This window comes from Caballeronia sp. INML1 (genome assembly GCF_023631085.1).
In the GTDB taxonomy this organism is placed as follows: Bacteria; Pseudomonadota; Gammaproteobacteria; order Burkholderiales; family Burkholderiaceae; genus Caballeronia; species Caballeronia turbans.
Genome location: NZ_JALQDT010000022.1, coordinates 35,578 through 60,142, shown reverse-complemented (window position 1 = coordinate 60,142; position 24,565 = coordinate 35,578). Strand labels below are relative to the sequence as shown.

At 64.8% G+C, this 24,565-nt stretch carries 25 protein-coding genes; 19 read left to right on the top strand and 6 right to left on the bottom strand.

Annotated elements, in window-relative coordinates:
* Positions 1-13: 13 nt before the first annotated feature.
* Positions 14-1,108, bottom strand: a complete 1,095-nt coding sequence (locus NCR38_RS08690; RefSeq protein ID WP_250476824.1) for a regulator — start codon at positions 1,106-1,108, stop codon at positions 14-16.
* 265 nt (positions 1,109-1,373) lie between these two features.
* Here NCR38_RS08690 and NCR38_RS08685 point away from each other — a divergent pair, with 265 nt between their 5' ends.
* From NCR38_RS08685 to ftsB, 9 genes are all read left to right on the top strand, one after another.
* Positions 1,374-2,627, top strand: coding sequence for a lipoprotein-releasing ABC transporter permease subunit (locus tag NCR38_RS08685; protein WP_061119673.1), 1,254 nt, complete (start codon positions 1,374-1,376; stop codon positions 2,625-2,627).
* Complete coding sequence (gene lolD / locus NCR38_RS08680; protein WP_061119672.1) at positions 2,620-3,333, top strand: lipoprotein-releasing ABC transporter ATP-binding protein LolD; 714 nt, start codon at positions 2,620-2,622, stop codon at positions 3,331-3,333. Before NCR38_RS08685 ends, lolD begins: the two co-directional genes overlap by 8 nt.
* 23 nt (positions 3,334-3,356) lie before the next feature.
* On the top strand, positions 3,357-4,145 hold the full coding sequence (locus tag NCR38_RS08675) for a TatD family hydrolase (RefSeq protein WP_061119671.1): 789 nt from the start codon (positions 3,357-3,359) through the stop codon (positions 4,143-4,145).
* Between the two features lie 64 nt (positions 4,146-4,209).
* On the top strand, positions 4,210-6,693 hold the full coding sequence (locus tag NCR38_RS08670; protein WP_250476823.1) for a ComEC/Rec2 family competence protein: 2,484 nt from the start codon (positions 4,210-4,212) through the stop codon (positions 6,691-6,693).
* Between the two features lie 30 nt (positions 6,694-6,723).
* A complete protein-coding gene (locus NCR38_RS08665) occupies positions 6,724-7,545 on the top strand; it encodes an alpha/beta fold hydrolase (protein WP_061119669.1) in 822 nt (273 codons plus the stop codon).
* Between the two features lie 172 nt (positions 7,546-7,717).
* On the top strand, positions 7,718-9,412 hold the full coding sequence (locus NCR38_RS08660) for a CTP synthase (protein ID WP_250476822.1): 1,695 nt from the start codon (positions 7,718-7,720) through the stop codon (positions 9,410-9,412).
* Entirely contained in the window at positions 9,409-10,263 is an 855-nt protein-coding gene (kdsA, locus tag NCR38_RS08655; protein WP_250476821.1) for a 3-deoxy-8-phosphooctulonate synthase, read from the top strand. The genes NCR38_RS08660 and kdsA overlap by 4 nt, the downstream gene beginning before the upstream one ends.
* 347 nt (positions 10,264-10,610) lie before the next feature.
* Complete coding sequence (gene eno / locus NCR38_RS08650; protein ID WP_061119666.1) at positions 10,611-11,894, top strand: phosphopyruvate hydratase; 1,284 nt, start codon at positions 10,611-10,613, stop codon at positions 11,892-11,894.
* Between the two features lie 114 nt (positions 11,895-12,008).
* A complete protein-coding gene (ftsB, locus tag NCR38_RS08645) occupies positions 12,009-12,479 on the top strand; it encodes a cell division protein FtsB (RefSeq protein ID WP_061119665.1) in 471 nt (156 codons plus the stop codon).
* Between the two features lie 79 nt (positions 12,480-12,558).
* Here ftsB and NCR38_RS08640 read toward each other — a convergent pair whose 3' ends face one another.
* The 3 genes from NCR38_RS08640 to NCR38_RS08630 all read right to left on the bottom strand — a co-directional run bounded on the left by NCR38_RS08640 (position 12,559) and on the right by NCR38_RS08630 (position 14,592).
* On the bottom strand, positions 12,559-12,909 hold the full coding sequence (locus tag NCR38_RS08640) for a hypothetical protein (protein ID WP_061119664.1): 351 nt from the start codon (positions 12,907-12,909) through the stop codon (positions 12,559-12,561).
* Between the two features lie 165 nt (positions 12,910-13,074).
* Complete coding sequence (gene hslO / locus NCR38_RS08635; RefSeq protein ID WP_250476820.1) at positions 13,075-14,025, bottom strand: Hsp33 family molecular chaperone HslO; 951 nt, start codon at positions 14,023-14,025, stop codon at positions 13,075-13,077.
* Between the two features lie 42 nt (positions 14,026-14,067).
* A complete protein-coding gene (locus tag NCR38_RS08630) occupies positions 14,068-14,592 on the bottom strand; it encodes a gamma carbonic anhydrase family protein (protein WP_061119662.1) in 525 nt (174 codons plus the stop codon).
* 229 nt (positions 14,593-14,821) lie between these two features.
* Here NCR38_RS08630 and NCR38_RS08625 point away from each other — a divergent pair, with 229 nt between their 5' ends.
* The 8 genes from NCR38_RS08625 to dapA all read left to right on the top strand — a co-directional run bounded on the left by NCR38_RS08625 (position 14,822) and on the right by dapA (position 21,870).
* On the top strand, positions 14,822-15,667 hold the full coding sequence (locus NCR38_RS08625; RefSeq protein WP_250476819.1) for a ferritin-like domain-containing protein: 846 nt from the start codon (positions 14,822-14,824) through the stop codon (positions 15,665-15,667).
* A 54-nt stretch (positions 15,668-15,721) separates the two neighbouring features.
* Positions 15,722-16,606 (top strand): alpha/beta fold hydrolase, encoded by an 885-nt coding sequence (locus tag NCR38_RS08620; protein WP_250476818.1) that lies wholly within the window; start codon positions 15,722-15,724, stop codon positions 16,604-16,606.
* Positions 16,607-16,690: 84 nt separating this feature from the next.
* Complete coding sequence (locus NCR38_RS08615) at positions 16,691-17,521, top strand: 3',5'-nucleoside bisphosphate phosphatase (protein ID WP_250476817.1); 831 nt, start codon at positions 16,691-16,693, stop codon at positions 17,519-17,521.
* A 151-nt stretch (positions 17,522-17,672) separates the two neighbouring features.
* Complete coding sequence (locus tag NCR38_RS08610; protein WP_061119658.1) at positions 17,673-18,302, top strand: L-threonylcarbamoyladenylate synthase; 630 nt, start codon at positions 17,673-17,675, stop codon at positions 18,300-18,302.
* A 130-nt stretch (positions 18,303-18,432) separates the two neighbouring features.
* Positions 18,433-19,098: a site-2 protease family protein gene (locus NCR38_RS08605; protein WP_061119657.1), complete on the top strand. Its 666-nt coding sequence runs from the start codon at positions 18,433-18,435 to the stop codon at positions 19,096-19,098.
* A 4-nt stretch (positions 19,099-19,102) separates the two neighbouring features.
* Positions 19,103-20,305 (top strand): tryptophan--tRNA ligase, encoded by a 1,203-nt coding sequence (locus NCR38_RS08600; RefSeq protein ID WP_061119656.1) that lies wholly within the window; start codon positions 19,103-19,105, stop codon positions 20,303-20,305.
* Complete coding sequence (locus tag NCR38_RS08595) at positions 20,305-20,901, top strand: bifunctional 2-polyprenyl-6-hydroxyphenol methylase/3-demethylubiquinol 3-O-methyltransferase UbiG (RefSeq protein ID WP_250476816.1); 597 nt, start codon at positions 20,305-20,307, stop codon at positions 20,899-20,901. The genes NCR38_RS08600 and NCR38_RS08595 overlap by 1 nt, the downstream gene beginning before the upstream one ends.
* A 63-nt stretch (positions 20,902-20,964) precedes the next feature.
* Complete coding sequence (gene dapA, locus NCR38_RS08590; protein ID WP_061119654.1) at positions 20,965-21,870, top strand: 4-hydroxy-tetrahydrodipicolinate synthase; 906 nt, start codon at positions 20,965-20,967, stop codon at positions 21,868-21,870.
* Here dapA and NCR38_RS08585 read toward each other — a convergent pair whose 3' ends face one another.
* On the bottom strand, positions 21,871-22,056 hold the full coding sequence (locus NCR38_RS08585) for a hypothetical protein (RefSeq protein WP_143756369.1): 186 nt from the start codon (positions 22,054-22,056) through the stop codon (positions 21,871-21,873).
* Here NCR38_RS08585 and bamC point away from each other — a divergent pair.
* Together bamC and NCR38_RS08575 are read left to right on the top strand one after the other, a co-directional pair.
* Complete coding sequence (gene bamC / locus NCR38_RS08580) at positions 22,055-23,197, top strand: outer membrane protein assembly factor BamC (protein ID WP_250476815.1); 1,143 nt, start codon at positions 22,055-22,057, stop codon at positions 23,195-23,197. The genes NCR38_RS08585 and bamC overlap by 2 nt on opposite strands.
* Before the next feature lie 34 nt (positions 23,198-23,231).
* Positions 23,232-24,005, top strand: coding sequence for an MBL fold metallo-hydrolase (locus NCR38_RS08575; protein ID WP_061119652.1), 774 nt, complete (start codon positions 23,232-23,234; stop codon positions 24,003-24,005).
* Positions 24,006-24,128: 123 nt separating this feature from the next.
* On the opposite strand, the gene NCR38_RS08570 is transcribed toward NCR38_RS08575, so the two are convergent.
* Positions 24,129-24,383, bottom strand: coding sequence for a hypothetical protein (locus NCR38_RS08570; protein ID WP_074168913.1), 255 nt, complete (start codon positions 24,381-24,383; stop codon positions 24,129-24,131).
* Positions 24,384-24,565: the final 182 nt, after the last annotated feature.

Below are 24,565 nucleotides of genomic sequence, written 5' to 3'. Positions count from 1 at the left end.
TGCAGGGTATGCCTTATTCGATGAAGAGCGCCGCGATCGGACGGCGCCGCCAGAACTTGCGCAGATCGGCGCGCGTGACGGAAAGCGTGACCGAGCCGGTGTCGCCGCAGAGCGTAAGGCTCAGGCGGCCGAGCGAGCCATCGCCGAGCGCCTGCAGCGCGGGGGCGAACCACGCGGCTTCGAGTGCCTTGAGCGACGCGTTCCAGCGCGCCCAGTCCTGCTCGATGAACGGCGCGGAGAACGGATTCAGCTCGACGAGCGTCGTGCCTTGCGAGCCGTCTTTCGACACCGATGCAAACGACTCGGGCGGCGTCGACGGCTTGACGCCCGACGCGAGCGCGAGACCGCGCGTCGCCGCGGCGTCTGACATCACGCGTGCGAACGGTCTCGCCACGGGCCGCATCGTGCCTTGTCCGTGGAGCCAGATCGAGTTGATCGCGGGCAGGCCGCGCGATTCGCGTTCGAGATTCAGCGGGTGCTCGAACCACGCCATCTGCACTTCGTTCTGCAGCTTCATCCACGCGCGCGAGCGCTCGCCGGTGCGGGCTTCGTGGGGCAGCCAGATTTCGATGTTGCGGCCCGTCGCCCGCAGCGGCGATGCGCCCGCGAGCGAGCCGAGCGCCTCGCCCGAGACATACCAGCGCAACGGCGTCGGCGCTTGCAGCGTCACGCCGAGGTCTTCGATCACCGGCCGCGCCGTCTGAAGCAGTGCGCGCGCTTCTTCCGTATGCACGCCGAGCGTCTCGGGATCGATCAGCACCAGATGATCGTGCGCGATGCGCACGTGAACCGGCTCGATGCAGGCCCAGGGCGCATTGCCGGGCGTGCCGCCGTCGGCGAGCAGCATGAAGGGGGCGAGCGGGGCATCGTCGGCGTAGCGTTGATCGGCGGGCGTGACGGCGTTGAAGCGCCGCGCGATCCAGCGTTCGTGCGGCAGCGTGCGCTGGAAGTCCTCGCCGATGACGCGTTCCTCGAGCGTCGCGCGGGCGAGCAGCTTGTCGAGCGCCGCGCTCTCCAGGCCGTGCAGGGCGATGGCGGCGTCCGCGGCCGACGGCAGGGCGAACGGCAGCAGGAGATGGAGGTCGTGAACGGGCATGATGCTCGGCATTGTAGGGCAAAGCGGGTGGGGCGATGACGCCCGCCATGCCGGTTTTGCCCCGCGATCGACGCGTGCTCGTGCGTCGCTTTCTCCATATATGGCAAACTTTCGCAGATTTCACGCTTGGTCGTGGCAAGCCGGCGCGCTTCGCCGCCGTCGCCATGCATCCGCGAAGATCGCCGCGTCATTCAGACGATGCCGGCGATGCCGCGCAAAGAGCGACCACCGCGCCACCGGGGCATAACAACGCTGGACAGCAGCAGAAAGGAATCGCTTGAAACTTCCGTACGAATGGCAGATCGGCTGGCGCTACACGCGCGCCAGCAAACGCACCACAGGCAACGGCTTCATCTCCTTCATCGCGCTCGTGTCGATGGCAGGCATCGCGCTCGGCGTCGCTGCGCTGATCGTCGTGCTGTCGGTCATGAACGGCTTCCAGAAGGAAGTGCGAGACAGGATGCTGTCGGTGCTCGCGCACGTCGAAATCTTCTCGCCGACCGGCTCCATGCCCAACTGGCAACTGACCGCCCAGGAAGCGCGCCGCAATCCGGAAGTGATGGGCGCCGCGCCCTATGTCGAAGCGCAGGCGCTGCTGACGCGCCAGGGCGCGGTGAGCGGCGTCGCGCTGCGCGGCGTGGAGCCGTCGCTGGAGCCGGAAGTGTCGGATATCGGCAAGGACATGCGCGCAGGCAAGCTGACGGATCTCAAGCCGGGCGAGTTCGGCATCGTGCTGGGCAAGGATCTCGCCGCCAATCTCGGCGTGATAAACGGCGACAAGATCACGCTCGTCGCGCCCGAAGGCACCATCACGCCGGCAGGGATGATGCCGCGACTCAAGCAGTTCACCGTCGTCGGCGTCTTCGAGTCCGGTCACTATGAATACGATTCGACGCTCGCGCTCATCGAAATCCACGACGCCGAGGCGCTCTTCCGTCTGCCCGCGCCGACCGGCGTGCGCTTGCGCCTGAAGGACATGCAGCGCGCGCCCGAAGTCGCGCGTCAGCTCGCGCGCACGCTGTCGGGCGATTTGTATATCCGCGACTGGACGCAGCAGAACAAGACGTGGTTCTCCGCCGTGCAGATCGAAAAGCGCATGATGTTCATCATCCTCACGCTGATCATCGCGGTGGCGGCGTTCAATCTCGTGTCCTCGCTCGTGATGACCGTCACCGACAAGCAGGCCGATATCGCCATCCTGCGCACGCTCGGCGCGCAGCCCGGCTCGATCATGAAGATCTTCGTCGTGCAGGGCGTGACGATCGGCTTCATCGGCACGGCGCTCGGCGTGACCTTCGGCTGTCTCGTCGCGTGGAGCATTCCGTGGCTCGTGCCGATGATCGAGCATCTCTTCAACGTCCAGTTCCTGCCGTCTTCGGTGTATTTCATCAGCGAACTGCCGTCGGAACTCGTGCCGGGCGACGTCGCCAAGATCGGCGTCATCGCGTTCCTGTTGTCGTCGCTCGCGACGCTCTATCCGAGCTGGCGCGGTGCGAAGGTTCGTCCGGCGGAGGCGCTGCGCTATGAGTGATCTGATTCCGCCCAGCAATCTCGTTCTGCAGGCATCGGCCATTTCGAAGACGTTCGTGCAGGGCGGCTTCAATGTGCAGGTGCTCAACAACGCGCAGCTCGACGTGATGCGCGGCGAGAAGCTCGCGATCGTCGGCGCATCGGGCTCGGGCAAAAGCACGCTCCTGCATGTGCTCGGCGGGCTGGACGAGCCGAGCGCGGGCAAGGTTTCGCTGCTCGGCAAGCCGTTCACCGAGCTGAAGGAGAAGGAGCGCAACGAGCTGCGCAACCGTGCGCTCGGCTTCGTGTATCAGTTCCATCATCTGCTGCCGGAATTCACGGCGCTCGATAACGTCGCGATGCCGTTGCGCATCCGCCGCATGTCCGAAGAGGATGCGCGCCGCCAGGCGCAGGAGATGCTGGAACGCGTGGGCATCGGTCATCGCGCGAAGCATCGGCCGGGCGAGTTGTCGGGCGGGGAGCGACAGCGTGTGGCCATCGCGCGCGCGCTCGTCACGCGTCCCGCGTGCGTGCTCGCCGACGAACCCACAGGCAATCTCGACGGCGGCACGGCCGACACCGTCTTCAACCTGATGCTGGAGCTGTCGCAGACGCTCGAAACGAGTTTCGTGATCGTCACGCACGATCCCGATCTCGCCGCGCGCTGCGACCGCATCATGCGCCTGCGCGACGGCGTGCTGCACGAAGAGCCGCCGGTGCCGGTATAACGCGTTGCTGTGCGGGAGGCGTCATGTGGATCGATACGCATTGTCATCTCGATGCCGGAGAGTTCGACGCCGACCGCGATGCCGTCGCGAGCGCGGCGCTCGATGCGGGCGTGACGCGCATCGTGATACCGGGCGTGGATCGCGGCAACATCGCGGCGGTGCGCGCGCTCGCGCATCGCATCGCGGGCGGCGCATACGCGCTCGGCATTCATCCGCTTTTCACGCCGGGCGCGCATGAAGACGATCTGCGCGTGCTGCGCGAGGAGATCGAGGCGAGTCTCGATGATCCGTTGTTCGTCGGCATCGGCGAAATCGGGCTCGACTATTTCGTTCCGACGCTCGACGATGCGCGCCAGCAATTCTTCTACAACGAACAGTTGAAGCTCGCGCGCGAGTTCGGCCTGCCGGTGATTTGCCATGTGCGCAAGTCGCAGGACAAGGTGCTGAAAGGCTTGCGCGTGCACGATATTCATCGGGGCATCGCGCACGCGTTCAACGGTAGTTTCCAGCAGGCCGAGGCGTTCATCGCGCACGGCATGCATCTCGGATTCGGCGGCAATCTCACGTTCGAACGCGCGCTGCAGATCCGGCGGCTCGCGGCCGAGCTTCCGCTTGAGGCGATCGTGCTCGAAACCGATGCGCCCGATATCGCGCCTTCGTGGCGCTACAAGCAACGCAACACGCCCGATCAGGTCGCGCGCATCGCAACGGTGCTCGCGCAGTTGCGCGGCATCGACGAAAACACGCTTGCCCTAGGCACAACGGCTAACGCTCACGCAGCGCTCCCACGGCTCGCGCCCGCCTCTTCATAATCGTTTCGATCGACGTCCGTCTCTGCGAGCGCGCGTCTGCGGCAACGAAAACGAAGAGGAAGAAGTGCGGGCGATTCTGCTGGGATTTGCGCTGGGCGTCTGGGGATTGCAACAGCAGGCTCGCTTGCCGGACGCAATCGTGTGGTTCGCGGGCTGCGCGGCGTTCATCGTGGCGATGACGCTCGGCGCGATGAAGCCGCGCGTGCGCATCGCGAGCTTCGCGCTCGGCGCCTGCGCGCTCGGCTTCGCCTATGCCGCGGTGCGCGCTGAAGTCCGGCTGCGCGAGCAGTTGCCCGCCGCGTACGAGCAACGCGACATCGAGCTGACGGGCTTCGTGCGCGGGCTTTCCGAGCAACGGGCGGACGGCGCGCGCCTGCTCTTCGAAGTCGAAGCGAACGGCGCGGGTCTGCGCGACTTTCCGCGCATCGTGCGATTGTTGTGGATGTCGCCGGATCGAACGCCACTCCGCGCTGGCGAACGATGGACGCTGAGCGCGCGTTTGAAGCGCGCGCATGCCGATGCGAACTTCGGCCTGCGCGATGGCGAAGCGAGCCTGCTCGAACGCGGCATTCGCGCGACGGGCACTGTGTCGGCTGCGCGCACGCCGCGGCGCGTGAGTCCCGATGCGACGGGCCCGCGTCTGATGATCGACCGTCTGCGTGCCCGCGCGCGCGATCGCATCGAATCGGTGCTGGGGCACGCGCCGCATCGCGGGATCATCGTCGCGCTCGCGGTGGGCGCGCAGGAGGCGGTCAGCGATGCCGACTGGGCCCTCATGCGCGCGACCGGCACGAGTCATCTCGTCGCGATATCGGGGTTGCACATCGGCTTCGTCGCGGGACTGGCGGCGTTGATCTTCGGCTTCGTGTGGAAGCGGCTCAGGTTGCGCGGCGTGCCCGCGCCATTGATCGTGGCCGCGCCGAAAGTGGCGGCGGCCGGTGCGGCCGTGTTCGCCGCCTGCTACGCCGCGCTCGCCGGATTCAACGTGCCGGCGCAACGCACGGTTTGGATGCTGCTGATCGTCGCCATCGCGTTTCTGTGCGGAAGGCGGCCCGCGTCGTCGCTCGTGCTCTTGTGGGCGCTCGTGCTCGTGCTGGTCGCCGATCCGTGGGCGGTGACATCGCCGGGATTCTGGCTGTCGTTCTGCGCGGTGGCGGCGATATTGCACGCGATCGCGGCGGCGGGGCGAGTCGAGTCACGCGCGCAGGCTCAAGAGCACGACGAAATCGAACAGTGGGATCGCGTCGATCCGAGTGAAGTCGGACAGCGGCCGGCGCACGCGACCGGGCCGAGACTGCTTCCTCTCATCACGCGGTTCGGCGGCCGTGCACGGCGTCACGCCACGTCGAGCGCGCGCGTGCAGTACGCGATAACCATCGCGCTCGCGCCGCTCACCGTGTATTGGTTCTCACAGATTCCGTTGCTCGGTCCGCTCGCGAACGCGTTCGCGATACCGTGGATCAGCGTGCTCGTGACACCCGCGACGCTCGCGGGCCTGATGCTTCCCGCGCCGCTCGATGCGCCGATGCTCCACGCCGCGCACGCCGCTCTCTCGGTGCTTTGCGACTTACTCGCGCGCCTCGCCGACGCCGTGCCATCGCCCCTCTGGTTTCTCCCGAAGCCTGATGCGTTTGCGCTCGCGGCATCGTGCATCGGTGTCGCGTGGGCGCTCGCGCCACGAGGCTGGCCGCTGCGCTTCGCCGCGCCGCTCACCTGGCTGCCGCTTCTCGCTCCCGCGACGCATCCCGCGCCCGAAGGCGCGTTTCGCGTCACCGCGCTCGATGTCGGGCAGGGCTCGGCACTCGTCGTCGAGACGGCGCGGCATGCGTTGCTCTTCGACGCCGGGCCCGGTCCCGAATCGACGCACGCGGGCGAGCGCATCGTCGCGCCGTATCTCCAGGCCGCGGGCGTTCGCATGCTCGATACGCTCGTCATCAGCCATTCCGATTCGGATCACGCAGGCGGCGCGCCCGCCGTATTGCAATCGATCGAAGTGCGCCAGTTGCTGGCGTCGCTGCCCGCGACGGACGCGTTGTGGCCGAACGCGCGCGCACGCGGCGCGCAAACGCTGCGCTGTACGGCGGGACAGCGCTGGACGTGGGACGGTGTGGAATTCCGCGTGCTGTGGCCCGAGCCGGGGCGGCTCTCGGGAAAGCCGAATCATCAGTCGTGCGTGCTGAAGGTGACGAGCGCGGCGGGGCGCGCGGCGCTGTTCGCGGCCGATATCGAAGCGGACGTCGAACGCGCGCTGATCGCTCGCGACCGCGCCGCCTTGCATGCCGACGTGCTGATCGCGCCGCATCACGGCAGCCGGACGTCGTCGACCGAGCCTTTCCTCGATTCTGTCGGGCCGTTGGCGGCGATATTTCAGGTAGGCTATCGCAACCGCTTTCACCATCCGCACCCGACCGTGTTCGCGCGCTACGGGTTGCGCGAGATCGCGCTTTCGCGCAGCGACGACGACGGCGCGGCGCGCATCGACATCGGCGGGCAGATCGTGCTCGAGCGCTACCGGCAGACGCACGCGCGCTACTGGATGGGGCGTTGAAACCAGAACAAGAACGGAGACGAATCCCGCTTGAAAGACATCATCCATTTCTCACACGCGAACGGCTTTCCGGCATCGGTCTATCGCACGATTTTTGCGGAGCTTTCCGACGATTACGACGTTCGCAGCATCGAGTGCATCGGGCATGATGCGCGCTTTCCGGTGACGCGCGACTGGCCGTATCTCGTCGATCAGCTCATCGACGACATGAGCCGCTATCGGCGGGAAGCGGACAGCGCGCATCCGAAGGTGTGGCTCGTCGGGCATTCGCTGGGCGGCTATCTGTCGCTGATGGCGGCGCTCAAGCGCCCGCAATGGGTGAAAGGCGTGGTGATGCTCGATTCCCCCGTGATTGCCGGCTGGAGAAGCAGCCTTCTGCGCGTTACGCAATGGACCGGACTGGATGAGCGGCTGTCGCCCGCCGCCGCGACCAGGAAGCGCCGCACGCAGTGGGCGAGCCGCGACGAGGCATGGCGGCATTTTCTGTCGAAGCCCGCGTTCGCGCGCTGGGACGAGCGCATGCTCTCCGACTACATCGACTTCGGCATTCCGCAGACTCATGCGAACGGCGCGCGCTCGCTCGCATTCGATCGTCACATCGAATATCTGATCTATCGCACGCTGCCGCATACGCTCGGCGCGCGACTCGCGCACGGCGTGCCGGTGCCGGTCGGGTTCATCGCGGGGACGCGTTCGCGCGAGGTGCGGCAAGTGGGACTCGGCATGACGCGGCGCATCGCCGGCGCGCGGATCGAATGGATGGAAGGCAGCCATCTCTTTCCGATGGAGCGCCCGATCGACACCGCGCGCGCAGTGCAGCGCCTGCTTAAAGCGATGCAGTCATCGCAATGACGAAGCGGCCAAAAGGGCACGAGCACGCACGCGGGACTTGACGAACGGCCCGTGCGATGTTCCGCAAAAATGACGCGGAAATGCGCAGATTCGTAGCCAATCCCGACGTCTGGCGCGCTTCGTGGGAATCTGCCTTTACGGTATAATCCGTTTTTCCCGCGAGCATCTAGCGATGACCAAATATGTATTCGTCACCGGCGGCGTAGTTTCGTCCCTTGGCAAGGGTATTGCCGCCGCCTCTCTCGCCGCGATCCTCGAATCGCGCGGTCTCAAAGTCACTCTCCTCAAGCTCGATCCCTACATCAACGTCGACCCCGGCACGATGAGCCCGTTTCAGCACGGCGAAGTGTTCGTGACGGAAGACGGCGCGGAGACCGACCTCGACCTCGGCCACTACGAGCGCTTCATCAGCACGAAGATGCGCAAGGCCAATAACTTCACCACCGGCCAGATTTACGAATCGGTGATCCGCAAGGAACGCCGCGGCGAATATCTGGGCAAGACGGTGCAGGTCATTCCGCACATCACCAACGAAATCCAGGCTTTCGTCGAGCGTGGCGCCGCAGCGGCGACGTGCGGTCAGCCGGATGTGGCGATCGTGGAAGTCGGCGGCACGGTGGGCGACATCGAGTCGCTGCCGTTCCTCGAAGCCGCGCGTCAGATGAGCCTGCGCATGGGCCGCAACAGCGCGTGCTTCGTGCACCTCACGCTAGTGCCGTTCATCGCGACCGCGGGCGAGCTGAAGACGAAGCCCACGCAGCACAGCGTGCAGAAGCTGCGCGAAATCGGTATCTATCCGAACGTGCTGCTGTGCCGCGCGGACCGTCCGATTCCCGATGACGAGCGCGCCAAGATCTCGATGTTTTCGAACGTGCCTGAAGACGCCGTGATCTCCGTGTGGGACGCGGACAGCATCTACAAGATTCCGCAGATGCTCAACGACCAGCACCTCGACGACATCATCTGCGAAGAGCTCAAGCTCTCGCCGCCGCCGGCCGATCTGAGGATGTGGTCGAACCTCGTCGAGAAGCTCGAGAACCCGAAGCATGAAGTGACCATCGGCATGGTCGGCAAGTATGTCGAGCTGACGGAGTCGTACAAGTCGCTGATCGAAGCGCTGCGTCATGCCGCCATCCATACGTCGACGAAGGTCAACATCGAGTACATCGATTCCGAGCAGATCGACGCCGAAGGCACCGATGCGCTCAAGCATCTCGACGCGGTGCTCGTTCCGGGCGGTTTCGGCCGTCGCGGCACGGAAGGCAAGATCAAGGCCATCCGTTATGCGCGCGAATCGAAGACGCCTTATCTCGGCATCTGCCTCGGCATGCAGCTCGCGGTGATCGAATTCGCGCGCGACGTCGCCGGTCTCGCCGATGCGAACAGCACCGAGTTCGATCAGGACACGCAGAACCCGGTCGTTGCGCTCATCACCGAGTGGTACGACCGCGCGGGCCGCATCGAGAAGCGCAGCGAGGAGTCGGATCTCGGCGGCACCATGCGTCTCGGATCGCAAAAGTGCCCGATCAAGCCTGGCACGATGGCCGAGCGCATCTACGGCAGCGATGTGAACGAGCGTCATCGTCACCGTTATGAAGTCAATAACCGTTTCGTGCCCCAGCTCGAAGCCGGCGGGCTTATCATCAGCGCCCGTACCCCGAGCGAGGACCTGCCCGAGATGATGGAGTTGCCGCAGTCGCTGCACCCGTGGTTCGTCGGCGTGCAGTTCCACCCCGAATTCACGTCGACGCCGCGCGACGGGCATCCGCTCTTCAAGGCGTTCGTCGATGCGGCGCGCGTTCATGCCGAATCCGCCGACGCGAAGGCGCCGGCCCGGGCTGCGGCGACCGCGGGAGCGCAAGCATGAAGCTGTGTCACTTCGAGGCCGGCCTCGACAAGCCGTTTTTTCTGATCGCGGGCACGTGTGTCGTCGAATCGGAGCAAATGACGATCGACGTCGCCGGGCGCCTCAAGGAGATGACCGAGAAGCTCGGCGTGCCGTTCATCTACAAGTCGTCCTACGACAAGGCGAACCGCAGCTCGGGCAAGTCGTTCCGTGGCCTCGGCATGGACGAAGGGCTGCGCATTCTCGGCGAAGTGAAGAAGCAGCTCGGCGTGCCGGTTCTCACGGACGTCCACGCCGAGCACGAGATCGAAGCGGTCGCATCGGTCGTGGACGTGCTGCAGACGCCCGCGTTTCTGTGCCGCCAGACCGATTTCATCCACGCATGCGCGCGTTCGGGCAAGCCGGTGAACATCAAGAAGGGTCAGTTTCTCGCGCCGCACGACATGAAGAACGTGATCGACAAGGCGCGCGATGCCGCGCGTGAAGCGGGTCTGTCGGAAGACCGCTTCATGGCGTGTGAGCGCGGTGTGTCGTTCGGCTATAACAACCTCGTGTCCGACATGCGCTCGCTTGCGATCATGCGTGAAACCAATGCGCCGGTCGTGTTCGACGCGACGCACTCGGTGCAGTTGCCGGGCGGGCAGGGCACGAGCTCGGGCGGTCAGCGCGAATTCGTTCCGGTGCTGGCGCGCGCGGCGGTCGCCGCGGGCGTCGCGGGCCTCTTCATGGAGACGCATCCGGACCCGGCCTGTGCGAAGTCGGACGGCCCGAACGCGGTGCCGCTGCAGCACATGGAGGCGCTGCTCTCCACGCTCATCACCATCGATCGCGCGGTGAAGAGCGGCTCGTTCCTCGAGAACGATTTCAACTGAGTATCTGCGGCAAAAGGAAGTGGGGCGCGGGCGTCATCATCGGCGGGCGTGTCACGAAAAAACAGGTCGCCTGGCGTGACCGGAGCAACGGAGGAGCGTGCAGCGCGTGAGGGCGGTACCCGCGTACCCGCGCCGATCAGCGGGGCCAACGCCCGCTCCCACGAAAGCGATGCGGATCGAGTCGCTATCCCGAAACGACCGCTCTTTGCGCCGGCGCTGAACCGGTGGTCATCGAAAGGGTCTGAGCGAAGCAGTGAAGCGCGTGCCGCCGCGTGTATCGAAGTGTAAAAACAGGCGGCGCGCTTCGTTGCGACTGACAGAATTCATCGTCATTTCTTGAGGAAACCATGAGTGCTATCGTAGATATCATCGGCCGCGAGATTCTCGATTCGCGAGGCAATCCGACCGTCGAATGCGACGTGTTGCTCGAATCGGGCACGATGGGCCGCGCGGCGGTTCCGTCGGGTGCGTCCACCGGTTCGCGCGAAGCCATCGAACTGCGCGACGACGAAGCCGGCCGCTACAACGGCAAGGGCGTGCTGAAGGCCGTCGAACACATCAACACCGAGATTTCCGAAGCCATCATGGGCCTCGACGCCTCGGAACAGGCTTTCCTCGACAAGACCCTGCTCGAGCTCGACGGCACCGACAACAAGTCGCGCCTCGGCGCGAACGCGATGCTCGCCGTCTCCATGGCGGTCGCGAAGGCCGCGGCCGAGGAAGCCGGCCTGCCGCTGTACCGCTACTTCGGCGGCTCGGGTGCGATGCAACTGCCGGTGCCGATGATGAACATCGTCAACGGCGGCGCGCACGCGAACAACAGCCTGGACATTCAGGAATTCATGATCGTCCCGGTCAGCCAGCCGACTTTCCGCGAAGCGCTTCGCTGCGGCGCGGAAGTGTTCCACGCGCTCAAGAAGATCCTGGCCGAGCGCGGCATGAGCACCGCCGTGGGCGACGAAGGCGGCTTCGCACCGAACTTCGGTAGCAACGACGAGTGCCTGTCGACGATTCTGCAGGCTATCGAGAAGGCCGGTTATCGCGCCGGTGAAGACGTGCTGCTCGCGCTCGACTGCGCGGCGAGCGAGTTTTACCACGACGGCAAGTACCAGCTCGCGGGCGAAGGCCTGCAATTGTCGTCGAACGAATTCGCCGATTACCTCGCGACGCTCGCAGACAAATTTCCGATCGTCTCGATCGAAGACGGCATGCACGAGTCCGACTGGGAAGGCTGGAAGATCCTGACCGACAAGCTTGGCAAGAAGATCCAGCTCGTCGGCGACGATCTGTTCGTGACGAACACGCGCATCCTGAAGGAAGGCATCGAGAAGGGCATCGCCAACTCGATCCTCATCAAGATCAACCAGATCGGCACGCTGACGGAAACCTTCGCGGCAATCGAAATGGCCAAGCGCGCAGGCTACACGGCCGTGATCTCGCACCGCTCGGGCGAAACGGAGGACTCGACGATCGCCGATATCGCCGTCGGCCTCAACGCCGGGCAGATCAAGACCGGCTCGCTGTCGCGTAGCGACCGCATCTCGAAGTACAACCAGCTGCTGCGCATCGAGGAAGACCTCGGCGATATCGCGAGCTACCCGGGCAAGTCGGCGTTCTACAACTTGCGCTAAAGCTTTTGCCGCTTTAGTCGATAAAGACGCTTAGTCGTCTTTAAAGCGTCATCTTTTGAAGCCCGCCGCCCACGGCATTCTTGCCGCCGGGCGGCGCTTATTTCGGCTACGTGAATGCGGCTCGTAACTGTCGTTCTGATTCTGCTGCTGGTGCTGATCCAATACCCGCTCTGGTGGGGCCACGGCGGCTGGCTGCGCGTGCATGAATTGCAGCAGCAGCTCGCGCAGCAGACGGAGAAGAACACGAACCTGAGGTTGCGCAACGAGCGCGTTCAGGGCGAAGTGCAGGATCTGCAAAACGGCACTGCCGCCGTGGAAGAGCGTGCGCGCTACGAAATGGGCATGGTGAAGGACAGCGAGGTATTCGTTCAGTTCGTCGCGCCGAATTCGAATGCGCCCGTCAACTCCGCCAACGTGCCGGGCATGAACGGTTCGACGCGCGGTCAGGTCTCGGCGGCGCCGCTGCGCGTGGTGCCGAATCCGGTGTCGCGTTCGAAGCAGGAATTGCGCGATCTGGACAAGAAGGCGCAGAAGGAAAAAGCAGCCGAAGCGAAGAAGAAACAGCCGGCAGGCACGGCGCAGTAGCGTGGCGGCTCCCCGGTCGGAACAAAAAAGCGCGGTCATCGACCGCGCTTTTTTTCTGCCGAGCCTGTTGCCGGATCGATTACCACCAGGTGCCGAATCCGACGCCAGTGCCCCAATACGGACCGCCCCAGCCGCCGCTCGAATAGCCTCCGTACACCGAGACCGGCATGGGTGCGTAGAACTGCGACATCGTCTTCGCCGCATTGCCCGCGGCGGCAGCTTGCTGCGATTCGTTTAGCGCCTGCTTGTCGATGGCGTTGTACCGTTCCATCTGCTGCTGTGGCGTCAGCGTCTCTTGGGGCGCCGACGGCGTATCGGGCAAGCGGCTATAGATCGGCGAAGGACCGGGCGGATCCATCATGCAGCCGGCGAAGAGTGCGACGCCGGCAAGGCATGGCAGCAGTTTCCAGTTGAAAGGTGTGGTTTTCATTTACGACCTCCAGCGGGCCGGACATCTGTACAGGAGCCCCAATCATAGCTTGCGGAGTCTGTCGTGAGTCTAGGCCGTAAGCGGGTGCGCCGAACGGTCACCGGGCCTCCGAAGCCCTTGGCGCATGCGGCGCAACCTCCCGCTGGACAAGGCTTTCGCGGTGTTTCAGTGGCGCCGGTCCGACGCCGGACTCACGCCTTGTGAGAGTTCTTTTGCGACAAAAAGTTGCGCAACGTCGACGGTGTCGAAGTCATAGCGCTGATTGCAGAACTCGCAATGCACTTCGACGTTACCGCGCTCTGCGATCACGCCGTCGACTTCCTCGCGGCCGAGCATCTTGAGCATGCCGCCGACTTTTTCACGCGAGCACGTGCACTGAAAACGCGCCGGCGCGGGATCGAAGTGCTGCACGTTCTCCTGCCAGAACAGGCGCTTGAAGACCGTGTCCGGTTCTTCTTTCAGCAATTCTTCCGTCGAAAGCGTGCTGCCGAGATGGCAGACGCGCTGCCAGGTGTCCGCGTCGTGTTCGCCCGGGTGCGGAACGATGCCGCCATCGCCCGGCAGCTTCTGCAAAAGCATGCCGACGGCGCGATCGGTGTCGGCGGCGAGCCATAGGCGCGTGTCGAGCTGTTCGGAGTGGTGCATGTAGTGCTCAAGCACCTCGGCCATCGACGAGAGCGGGCCGTGTTCGCCCGACAGCGGCACGATACCCTGATACGGTTGCTGTCCCGGCTTCTTGTCGGCCGGATCGAGCGTGATGACGCAGCGCCCGCGTCCGTGACGGTTCAATAGCTCGGCGAGCGACATTTCGTTCTCGAGCTCGCGCTCGGTCCCTTCGGCGAGCTTCGCAGTGGCGCGCAGCGCGAGGTTGGAATTGCATTGCACGACCAGCATCTTCACCGGTCCGTCGCCGTAGATTTGCATGACGAGCGTGCCGTCGAACTTGAGGTTCGCGGATAAAAGCGCACATGCGGCCATCATCTCGCCGAGCACGTTGCGCACTGCCGCAGGGTACGAGCGGCGCGCGAGCACTTCCTGCCACGTATGGCGCAATGAGACGATCTCGCCGCGCACGGGCGCCGCGTTGAACATGAATTTCTGCAACTGGTCGTTCACAACTCTTCCTTGGGTGTTGAGGCTCGCCCGGTCTTCCGGGTCTCAGCCGATGCGCACGAGCTGCGCCTTGTAATATTCGCGCCGGTCGGCGTAACTTGCCGTGGCCGCGCGCATGCGTGCGATATCCGCCTCGCCGATTTCCCGCACCGCCTTCGCGGGCGCGCCGAGAATCAGCGTGTTGTCCGGGAATACCTTGCCTTCGGTGACGACGGCGCCCGCGCCAACCAGACAGTTGCGGCCGATCACCGCACCATTCAAGACCACGGCCTGGATCCCGATCAGCGAGCCTTCCTTGATCGTGCAGCCGTGCAGCATCGCCTGATGACCGACGGTGACATCGTTTTCGATCGTCAGAGGAAAGCCGGGGTCGGCGTGCAGCACCGCGCCTTCCTGCACGTTGCTGCCACGCCCGACGACGATCGGCTCGTTGTCGCCGCGCAGCGAGGCGCCGGGCCACACGCTCGTGTTTTCCTCGAGCGTCACGCGCCCGATGATGGTCGCGGTGTCCGCGAGGAACACGCTTTCATGGATGGTCGGGGCGTCGTCGCCGAGTTTGTAGATGGCCACATTGTCTCCTGGGGCGTGGTGTCGTAAGGGCGGGGCGCTGGTGGCGCTAAAATGCGCGCCTGCCGGTGCGGCTTGGCGGTCACGGCCGTCCCGGTCGCACCGATCGTTGCGCGGATTGTTACGCGGATTGTTACGCGATGTGCGGCGTCCGCCGGGATTACCATTTTAGCTGTTTGCCATAAGCGTCCGCTGGACCGCGCGGTTCGAGGCCTGTTTTCGAGATCGTTCGATGCACCACCCTGTGATTCCCACCAAAGACGACGCCGACGCGTGCGCGCGCCGCGCGGCGCTCGCCATCCTGCGCGAGCGCGACCCCGCGACGAAAGCGGCGCGCGCCGGCGCGCTGTTCGAGGCGGCGCGCGCGCAGCCATCCCGAATCGATCGGCAAGCCACGTTCGATGAACCCGGTGATCTGCCCGGCCGGCCCGGACGTCCGGAACTCGTCGAGCCGTCGTCGCTGAAGCGTCGCAGCATGCAGTCGGAGGCGGGCCGCGCCGTATTGCTGCATGCGCTCGCGCACATCGAATTCAATGCCATCAATCTCGCGCTCGACGCCGTCTGGCGATTTCCGTCGATGCCGCAGGATTTTTATCTCGACTGGTTGAAAGTCGCGGCTGAGGAAGCGCATCACTTTTCGCTGCTGAGCGCGCGGCTGGCCGATTTCGGCCATGCCTACGGCGATTTCCCGGCGCACGACGGCCTGTGGGAGATTGCGCAGCGCACGCGCGGCGACGTGCTCGCCCGCATGGCCCTCGTGCCGCGCACGCTGGAGGCTCGCGGGCTCGACGCGTCGCCGCCGATCCGCAAGCGCCTCGCGCAGGCGGGCGATCACGCGTCCGCGGCGGTTCTCGATGTCATCCTGCGCGACGAAATCGGCCACGTGCTGATCGGCAATCGCTGGTTCCGTTTCCTGTGCGACGGCCTGGGTCTCGATCCGCACGCGACCTATGAACGCCTCGCCGAGCAGTACCACGCGCCGAAGCTGCGCGGCCCGTTCAACTTCGAGGCGCGCCGCGACGCGGGTTTTGACGAAGCCGAACTGCGCGCGCTCGCCGGCCTGGACGACGCGAAATAGGCTGCGGCCATCGCCGCTATAATCGAACGATCATCCTTTATTCGAGGCGGCACCATGAAAGAATCGCGCTCCGAATTCGTCGATGCGCGCGGTGTGCGTCTGCATGTGCGCCGCTGGGGTTCGCCCGACGCCCCGATGCTCTTCATGCTGCACGGCTGGATGGATATGAGCGCGTCGTTCCAGTTCGTCGTCGATGCGCTCGCCGGCGACTGGCAGGTCCTCGCGCCCGACGCGCGCGGCTTCGGCCTGTCGGACTGGCCGGTCGCTCAAAAGGGCGGCGGGCATTACTACTTTCCGGACTACCTCGCCGATCTCGACGTGCTGCTCGATCAGTTCGCGCGGGGCGTGCAGGTGAATCTCGTCGGTCACAGCATGGGCGCGAACGTCGCGCTGCTTTATGCAGGCGTGCGGCCCGAGCGCGTGCGCCGCGTGGTCGATCTGGAAGGCTTCGGTCTGCCGGCGGCGCGCGCATCGCAATCGCCCGGGCGCATCGCGCAATGGCTCGACGATCTGCGCGCGCCGCCGGCGCTGCGCAGCTATGCGGGCCTCGATGAAGTCGCCGATCGGCTGATCCGCACGAATCCGCGTCTGCCGCTCGCGCGTGCGCGCTATCTCGCGCAGCACTGGTCGCGCGAGCAAAGCGACGGACGCTTCCATCTGCTGGCCGACCCGGCGCACAAGTTGCGCGGACCGACGCTGTATCGGCTGGACGAGGTCACCGCCGCGTGGGCGCGGGTCACGGCGCCGGTCCTGCACGTCGAGGCGAAGGACTCGCTGACGCTCGCCGCCCTCGCGGGACAGACGCCCGTCGCCGAGTTCAAGACGCGCTTCGCCGCTCTTGCCGACTGGCGCGAGGAAATCGTCGACGGCGCCGGGCACACGATCCATCACGACCAGCCGGCGCGCGTCGCGTCGCTGATTGACGCGTTCTGCGCATGAGCGGCGCGCCGGTAAGAAGGGGCCTGCATAACCGGCGTGTCATGCCATTGCAGTTAGAATGTCAGTGAAACCCCAGAGCCGAAAATGAACGCCGATCTGCATTGCCACTCCACCGTGTCCGACGGCCAGTTCGCGCCCGCCGAAGTTGCGCAGCGCGCGCATGCGAACGGCGTGACGCTGTGGTCGCTCACGGATCACGATCAGCTCGGCGGGCAGGAGGAAGCGCGCAAGGCCGCCGAGGCGCTCGGGATGGGCTACCTGCCCGGCGTCGAGATCTCGGTGACGTGGGCGTCGCGCACGGTGCACATCGTCGGCATGAACGTCGATCCGGACAACGAGGCGCTGCTTGCCGGACTCGAATGCACGCGCAACGGGCGCGCGGCGCGCGGTGTGGCGATCGGCGAGGCGCTCGCGGCGATCGGCATTCCGGATTGCTACAAGGGCGCGCTGCGCTTCACCGACGATCCCGACATGATTTCGCGCACGCACTTCGCGCGGTATCTGGTGGAGGCGGGTTACGCGCAGTCCACCGCGGACGTGTTCACGCGCTATCTCGGCGACGGCAAGCCGGGCTTCGTCGGGCATCGCTGGGCGAAGCTCGCGGATGCCGTCAAATGGATCAGGGATGCGGGCGGTGAGCCGATCATCGCGCATCCGGGGCGTTACGATTACACGCCGGTCGAATTCGCGGCGCTCTTCGACGAATTCATCCAGCTCGGCGGCCATGCGATCGAGGTGGTGACGGGCAGCCACACGCCCGACCAGTACCGCGAATACGCCGACGTTGCGCGCCGCTACGGCTTTGAGGCGTCGCGCGGCTCGGACTTTCACGGCGCGGGCGAAGGGCGCGTCGATCTCGGCCGCCTTCCGCCGCTGCCTGACGATCTCACGCCCGTCTGGGAACGCTGGCTCTAGCGTTTCCCTGGCGCGCGTCGTTCCGGCCCTGCGCGCACGGTCTTTGCATCAACGGTAATTTTCCGCACGCACATCGCGTCAGGCGCGCTCGCGCGTGATCCGCGCCGCGCCTGGGCATTCGCGATAACGATCGAAACAATAAGGCGTCGCCATGTCTCAATTCTTTCGCATTCATCCGGACAACCCGCAGCCGCGGCTCATCAATCAGGCCGTGCAGATCATCAAGGACGGCGGCGTCGTCGCGTTGCCAACGGATTCGAGCTACGCGCTCGGATGCCATCTCGACGACAAGGACGCCGTCGAGCGATTGCGACGCATTCGCGGCATCGACGACAAGCAGTTGCTGTCGCTGCTCGTGCGCGATCTTTCCGAGCTCTCGAACTTCGCGATGGTCGACAACCAGCAGTACCGCCTCATCAAGTCGGTGACGCCAGGGCCTTACGTGTTCGTACTGCAGGCGACCAAGGAAGTGCCGCGCCGGCTGTCGCACCCGTCACGCAAGACGATCGGGCTGCGCGTGCCGGACCACGCGATCACGCTCGCGCTGCTGGAGGCGCTCGGCGAGCCGCTTCTCGCCTCGACGCTGATCCTGCCGCCCGACACCGAGCCGCTCAACGACGCGGAGGAAATTCGCGAGCGCCTGGAAAAGCAGGTCGAGCTCGTGATCGATGCCGGTGCGTGTCCAGCGGAGCCGTCGACGGTGATCGACCTTTCATCGGGGGAGCCAGTGCTCGTGCGCGCGGGGAGAGGCAGTCTCGAACCGTTCGGGCTCACGGCGTAAGCGCCGCGCAGTAGCGCACACGGGCCTACGACCCGATCAAGCGTTTTCGCACATCATGGGCGAAATAGTGCGCGCCCGGCGCCGTCGTGCGCGTCGGATCGGACCTGCCCGCTTGATACAATAGCGCCCCATGGACCCTTCCCTGATACAGACCATCGCGGTTTACGCGCTCCCCGTGATCTTCGCAATCACGCTGCACGAGGCCGCGCATGGCTATGCCGCGCGCTTGCTCGGCGACAACACGGCCTACGTTCTGGGCCGCGTTTCCATGAACCCGATGCGCCATATCGATCCGATCGGCACGATCCTGATTCCGATCGTCCTGTACTTCGTGACGAGCGGCGCGTTCATGTTCGGCTACGCGAAGCCTGTGCCGGTCGCGTTCGGCAACCTGCGCAATCCGCGCTGGGGCAGCCTGTGGGTCGCCGCGGCCGGCCCGGGCAGCAACTTCGTGCAGGCGCTCATTTGGGGCGTGATCGCGGTAATGCTCGCGGCTTTTCACGTCGACGAACTGTTCTTCACGCGCATGGCGGCCGCGGGCGTCGGCGTGAATCTCGTGCTCGGCGTCCTGAATCTTTTCCCGTTGCCGCCGCTCGACGGCGGCCGCGTCGTCATGGCGCTCCTGCCGGTGCGCGCGTCGATCGCGTTCTCGAAGCTCGAGCCGTACGGCTTCTTCATCGTGATGGCGCTTGTCGTGACCGGCGTGCTGACGCGCTACTGGCTCGGGCCGCTCGTGAACGTCGGTTACACGGCGGTGTCGGCTATTCTGAATCCCCTTGCTTCACTATTCCCATAACATCATGTTCCCAGACCGTATCTTCTCCGGCATGCGGCCCACCGGGTCGCTGCACCTCGGCCACTATCACGGCGTGCTGAAAAACTGGGTGCGGCTGCAGTCCGAGTACCCGTGCTTCTTCGCGGTGGTCGACTGGCACGCGCTCACGACGCACTACGAGACGCCCGAGGTCATCGAGAAAAACGTGTGGGAGGTGCTCATCGACTGGCTGGCATCAGGCATCGATCCGGCGCAGGCGACGCTTTTCATCCAGAGCCGTGTGCCCGAGCATGCCGAACTGTCGCTGCTGCTCGGCATGGGCACGCCGCTCGGCTGGCTCGAACGCGTGCCGACCTATAAGGAGCAGATCGAGAAGCTGCGCGAGAAGGATCTGTCGACCTACGGCTTCCTCGGCTATCCGGTGCTGATGGCGGCGGACATCCTCCTGTATCGCGCGTCGCTCGTCCCGGTCGGTGAGGATCAGGTGCCGCACGTCGAGATGACGCGCGAGATCGCGCGCCGCTTCAACTACCTGTACGGCCGCGAGCCGGGCTTCGAGGAAAAGGCGATGGAAGCCGCGAAGAAGCTCGGCGGCAAGCGCGCGAAGCTCTATCACGAGTTGCGCGTCGCGTATCAGCAGGAAGGCGACGACGAAGCGCTCGAGCAAGCGCGCGCGATGCTGCAGGAATCGCAGAGTCTGTCGATGAGCGACCGCGAGCGGCTGTTCGGTTATCTGGAAGGTTCGCGCAAGATCATTCTCGTCGAGCCGCAGGTGCTGCTGACCGAAGCGTCCCGCATGCCGGGGCTCGACGGGCAGAAGATGTCGAAATCCTATGGCAATACCATCGGTTTGCGCGAGGATGCCGCGACCATCGAGCAGAAGGTCCGCAGGATGCCGACCGACCCGGCGCGCGTGCGGCGCACCGATCCGGGCGATCCCGACAAGTGCCCGGTGTGGCAGCTGCATCAGGTCTATACGGACGAAAAGACGCACGAATGGGTGCAGAAGGGCTGCCGTAGCGCAGGCATTGGCTGCCTGGAATGCAAGCAGCCGGTGATCGAAGGCATTCTGCGCGAGCAGCAGCCGATGCTCGAGCGCGCGCAAAAGTACATGGACGACCCGTCGCTGTTGCGCGCGATCGTCGCGGACGGCTGCGACAAGGCGCGCAAGTTCGCCACGGAGACGATGCGCGACGTGCGCGAGGCGATGGGCCTGTCCTACAGCTGATGGAAGGCGTGCCGAGTCCGTGGGTCGTGCGCTGGGCGCATCTCGTCGCGCCCGCCGGCGCGGTGCTCGACGTCGCTGCGGGCAGCGGCCGACACACGCGCTGGTTCGCGGCGCGCGGCTTTTCGGTTCTGGCCATCGACCGCGATGCCGACGCGCTCGTTTCGATGTCCGCCATACCGCGCATCGAGACGCTTACGGCCGACATCGAAAATGCGCGCTGGCCGCTGCCGGACGACCGAACGTTTGACGCAATCGTGGTCACGAATTACCTGCATCGCCCGCTGTTCGGGCACTTCATCGATGCGCTCGCACCCGGCGGCGTGCTGATCTACGAGACCTTCGCGGCCGGCAATGGCAGTATCGGCAAGCCGTCGAATCCCGCGTTTCTGCTCGAACCCGGCGAATTGCTCGAAGTAGTGAGAGGGCGTCTGCGCGTGATCGCCTACGAGGACGGATTCACCGACGTCCCGCGTCCTGCCTATGTGCAGCGAATTTGCGCGGTTCGTGAAGCGCAGTCAGCGAAAGGGTGGGCGGAAAACGCGCTCACGATTGGTAACACACCCTCGGGTCCGCCGCGTTACGCGCTCGGCGGCTAATCCGCTACAATCGCGTAATATCGCTTTTTGCGATTAAATTCACGATTAAATTCATAGAGTTTCATGACAAACGGAACACACGGCGGCATCCAGATCCGCGGCAGCATCCCTGCCATCGTCACACCGATGCACGAGGACGGTAGTCTTGATCTGCCGGCGTTTCGAAAACTGATCGACTGGCACGTCGAGCAAGGCTCGAACGGTCTCGTCGTGGTCGGCACCAGCGGCGAATCGGCCACCTTGTCGGTCGAAGAGCACATTCTGATGATCCAGACGGCCGTCGAGCACACGGCGAAGCGTTTCCCGATCATCGCGGGCGCGGGCGGCAATTCGACGGCCGAGGCCATCGAACTCTCGAAGCACGCGAAGAAAGTCGGCGCCGACGCCACGCTGCAAGTCGTGCCGTATTACAACAAGCCGACGCAGGAAGGCATGTACCGCCATTTCCGCACCATCGCGGAAGCGGTCGATCTGCCGGTGCTCCTCTACAACGTGCCGGGCCGCACCGTTGCCGACATGAGCAACGAGACGATCCTGCGCCTCGCCGAAGTGCCAGGCATCATCGGCGTGAAGGAAGCGACGGGCAATATCGATCGCGCGGCGCATCTGATCAAGCACGCGCCGGCGAACTTCTCGATTTTCAGCGGCGACGATCCCACGGCCATCGCGCTGATGCTTCTGGGCGGCCACGGCAATATCTCGGTGACGGCCAATGTCGCGCCGAAGGAAATGAGCCAGCTCTGCCGCGCCGCGATCGAAGGCGATGCGATCACCGCGCGCCGCATCCATCTGAAGCTGCTGTCGCTGCACAAGCAACTCTTCTGCGAATCGAATCCGATTCCGGCCAAGTGGGCGCTGCAAGCGCTCGGCCGCATGGAAGGCGGCATCCGTCTGCCGCTCACGCCGCTCGACGCGCGTTATCACGACGTGGTGCGTGACGCGTTGCGCGACGCCGGGCTTCTTGCCTGATCACACGTGGCGGCGCGCCAAGTCACAAAGAATCGAAAGGCCGCGCCGCCGCAGGTGATCGAAATGAACCACACCTTCAGTCATCAACCGCCGCTCATTGGCCTCGACATTGGCTTCGCTGAGCCGCTCGGCTAGACCGGGTTCGGCGCGAGGCAATGCGTCATCAGCAGCAAAGAAGGACCTCATGAAATTTTCCGCTCTTCTTACTCATGCCAAACGTGTGAGCGTGCTGTCGCTCGGCGCCGGCGCGCTCTTCTCGCTTGCGGGTTGCGACACGCTCAACGACTGGCTCGCGCCGGATCGCGTCAACTACAAGGCTGCCGAAACCGCGCCGTCGCTCACGGTTCCGTCCGACCTGACCACGGCCGACATCAGCCAGCGCTATGCCGCGCCGCCGAAGATCAACTCGCTCGGCGGCGCCGCCGAGCGTTCGGTCACGCCGGCCGGCAACCCGACGCTCGGCGTGCCGAACGCGCAGGATCCGTTCGGCATGCACATCGAGAGCGACGGCGATCGCCGCTGGCTCATCGTCGATGGCCGCTCGCCCGATCAGATCTGGGGACCGCTGAAGGAGTTCTGGGAAGAGAACGGCTTCACGCTCAAGACCGATGCGCCGCAGACCGGCATCATGGCGACCGATTGGGCGGAGAACCGCGCGAACATTCCGAACGACTGGTTCAGAAACAGCGTGGGCAAGCTGCTCGATTTCGCGTACTCGTCCGGGACGCGCGACATGTTCCGCACACAAGTCGACCGCGCGTCCGACGGCTCGACGGATATCTCCATCACGCACAGCGCGATGGAAGAAGTGCTGACGGGCCAGGACAAGACCTCATCGCGCTGGGAGGCGCGTCCGCGCAATCCGGCGCTCGAAGCCGCGGTGCTCACGAAGCTGATGCAGAAATTCGGCCTGACCGAAGCGCAGTCGCAAAAGCTGATGGCACAGGCGCGTCCGTCGGGGGCGAAGGTGGCCGTGGATCAAAGCGCGGGCGGTTCCACGCTCGACCTCGCCGAGCCGTTCGATCGCGCATGGCTGCGCGTGGGCCTCGCGCTCGATCGCACGAACTTCACGGTCGACAATCGCGATCGCGACAAGGGCATCTACTACGTCCATTTTTCGGACTCCATGGCGGAGCTGAAGAAGGACGGTCTCTTCGGCAAGTTCTTTTCGGGCAACACGCCAAAGCCGACGCGACAGTTCCTCGTCAACGTGAGGCCGAAGGCAGAGTCGGTCACGCAAGTCGGCGTCGTCGATGCGAATGGCCAGCCGGACACGTCGTCCGATGCGCAGCGTATCGTGTCGTTGCTGCATGCTCAGTTGAACTAGACGAACGCGTTAGTCAGTCGATGATGAGTTCATTGTGAGATTCGCCAGTCTCGGCAGCGGCAGCGAGGGCAATGCATTGCTCGTCGAGGCGTCGAGCGGCGCGACCACGACGCGCGTGCTGCTCGATTGCGGATTCTCCGGCAAGGAAGTCGAGCGCCGCCTCGCGCGCCTGAACTGCCGCGCCGAGGATCTGGACGCCATCGTCATCACGCACGAGCACACGGATCATATCGGCAGCGCGTTGACGCTCGCGCGCCGGTGGTCCATTCCGCTGCACATGAGCTGGGGCACGGCGCGCGCGATCGGCGCCGACGAAGCCAACGTCGAATTGAACGTGCTCTGGGGCGATGAAAGCGTCGCGATCGGCGATCTGAACGTGATGCCGTACACCGTGCCTCACGATGCCCGCGAGCCGCTGCAATATGTCTTCTCCGACGGCGCTTGCCGTCTCGGCGTGCTGACGGATGTCGGCGTCTCCACGCCGCATATCACGAACGTGCTGAGCGGCTGTGACGCGCTCGTGCTCGAATCGAATCACGATGTCGAGATGCTCGCCGCGAGCCGCTATCCGCCTTCGCTGAAGGCGCGCATCGGCGGGACGCACGGGCACCTGAACAATGAAGCGGCGGCGGCCATTCTCGCATCGCTCGACCGTTCAAGGCTGCGTCATCTCGTGGCCGCTCACCTTAGCCAGCAAAATAATCTGCCGCATCTTGCGCAAGCTGCGCTTGCGGCCGTGCTGGGCGCGTCTGCGGTCGATATCGTCGTCGCGACCCAGGCGGAAGGTTTCGACTGGCTCACGCTCTAGATAAATAACGCGACGCGCTGCGCGCGCATCGGCGCAGAATGCAGATACAAAAAAACCGGCCCAAGAGCCGGTTTTTTTGTTTGCAGGACCGCATCGAGCGGCCTGCGGCGTGCGCCAACCGCCTTACTGGCTTGCGCCCGATGCCGGAGCGGCAGCCGAAGCGGCAGCGTCCGAAGCTGCGCCAGCAGCCGAAGCTGCGTCGCTTGCAGCGGCCGAAGCGCTCGATGCAGCAGCGTTTGCGTCCGAAGCAGCAGCAGCCGGAGCCGAAGCAGCCGACGTATCGCTTGCAGCGCTCGGAGCAGCCGTTTCGCTAGACTTGTTGCATGCAGCCAGAGCAACAGCAGCCAACAGGGATGCTACGAGGAGGGATTTCTTCATGATCACGTCCTTTTATGGTTAAAGGTAAGCAACAGCGCAAAGTACCGGTAATGTGTGCTCCAACACCGACCTGGGCCGCTGTGGAGACTCACAATTCTTTTTTGTGTGAGACTTCCTACGGCTTGGCCGGAAATTATAGGCACTTTCGTAACGACCGTCGATAAATCAGGGGACGATACGTT

Excerpts from the sequence above, each read along its gene's own strand:
- NCR38_RS08690 (WP_250476824.1), bottom strand. The coding sequence starts at position 1,108 with ATGCCGAGCATCATGCCCGTTCACGACCTCCATCTCCTGCTGCCGTTC.
- lolD (WP_061119672.1), top strand. The coding sequence starts at position 2,620 with ATGAGTGATCTGATTCCGCCCAGCAATCTCGTTCTGCAGGCATCGGCC.
- NCR38_RS08675 (WP_061119671.1), top strand. The coding sequence starts at position 3,357 with ATGTGGATCGATACGCATTGTCATCTCGATGCCGGAGAGTTCGACGCC.
- NCR38_RS08660 (WP_250476822.1), top strand. The coding sequence starts at position 7,718 with ATGACCAAATATGTATTCGTCACCGGCGGCGTAGTTTCGTCCCTTGGC.
- kdsA (WP_250476821.1), top strand. The coding sequence starts at position 9,409 with ATGAAGCTGTGTCACTTCGAGGCCGGCCTCGACAAGCCGTTTTTTCTG.
- eno (WP_061119666.1), top strand. The coding sequence starts at position 10,611 with ATGAGTGCTATCGTAGATATCATCGGCCGCGAGATTCTCGATTCGCGA.
- ftsB (WP_061119665.1), top strand. The coding sequence starts at position 12,009 with ATGCGGCTCGTAACTGTCGTTCTGATTCTGCTGCTGGTGCTGATCCAA.
- NCR38_RS08640 (WP_061119664.1), bottom strand. The coding sequence starts at position 12,909 with ATGAAAACCACACCTTTCAACTGGAAACTGCTGCCATGCCTTGCCGGC.
- NCR38_RS08625 (WP_250476819.1), top strand. The coding sequence starts at position 14,822 with ATGCACCACCCTGTGATTCCCACCAAAGACGACGCCGACGCGTGCGCG.
- NCR38_RS08620 (WP_250476818.1), top strand. The coding sequence starts at position 15,722 with ATGAAAGAATCGCGCTCCGAATTCGTCGATGCGCGCGGTGTGCGTCTG.
- NCR38_RS08615 (WP_250476817.1), top strand. The coding sequence starts at position 16,691 with ATGAACGCCGATCTGCATTGCCACTCCACCGTGTCCGACGGCCAGTTC.
- NCR38_RS08610 (WP_061119658.1), top strand. The coding sequence starts at position 17,673 with ATGTCTCAATTCTTTCGCATTCATCCGGACAACCCGCAGCCGCGGCTC.
- NCR38_RS08605 (WP_061119657.1), top strand. The coding sequence starts at position 18,433 with ATGGACCCTTCCCTGATACAGACCATCGCGGTTTACGCGCTCCCCGTG.
- NCR38_RS08600 (WP_061119656.1), top strand. The coding sequence starts at position 19,103 with ATGTTCCCAGACCGTATCTTCTCCGGCATGCGGCCCACCGGGTCGCTG.
- NCR38_RS08595 (WP_250476816.1), top strand. The coding sequence starts at position 20,305 with ATGGAAGGCGTGCCGAGTCCGTGGGTCGTGCGCTGGGCGCATCTCGTC.
- dapA (WP_061119654.1), top strand. The coding sequence starts at position 20,965 with ATGACAAACGGAACACACGGCGGCATCCAGATCCGCGGCAGCATCCCT.
- bamC (WP_250476815.1), top strand. The coding sequence starts at position 22,055 with ATGAAATTTTCCGCTCTTCTTACTCATGCCAAACGTGTGAGCGTGCTG.
- NCR38_RS08585 (WP_143756369.1), bottom strand. The coding sequence starts at position 22,056 with ATGAGGTCCTTCTTTGCTGCTGATGACGCATTGCCTCGCGCCGAACCC.
- NCR38_RS08570 (WP_074168913.1), bottom strand. The coding sequence starts at position 24,383 with ATGAAGAAATCCCTCCTCGTAGCATCCCTGTTGGCTGCTGTTGCTCTG.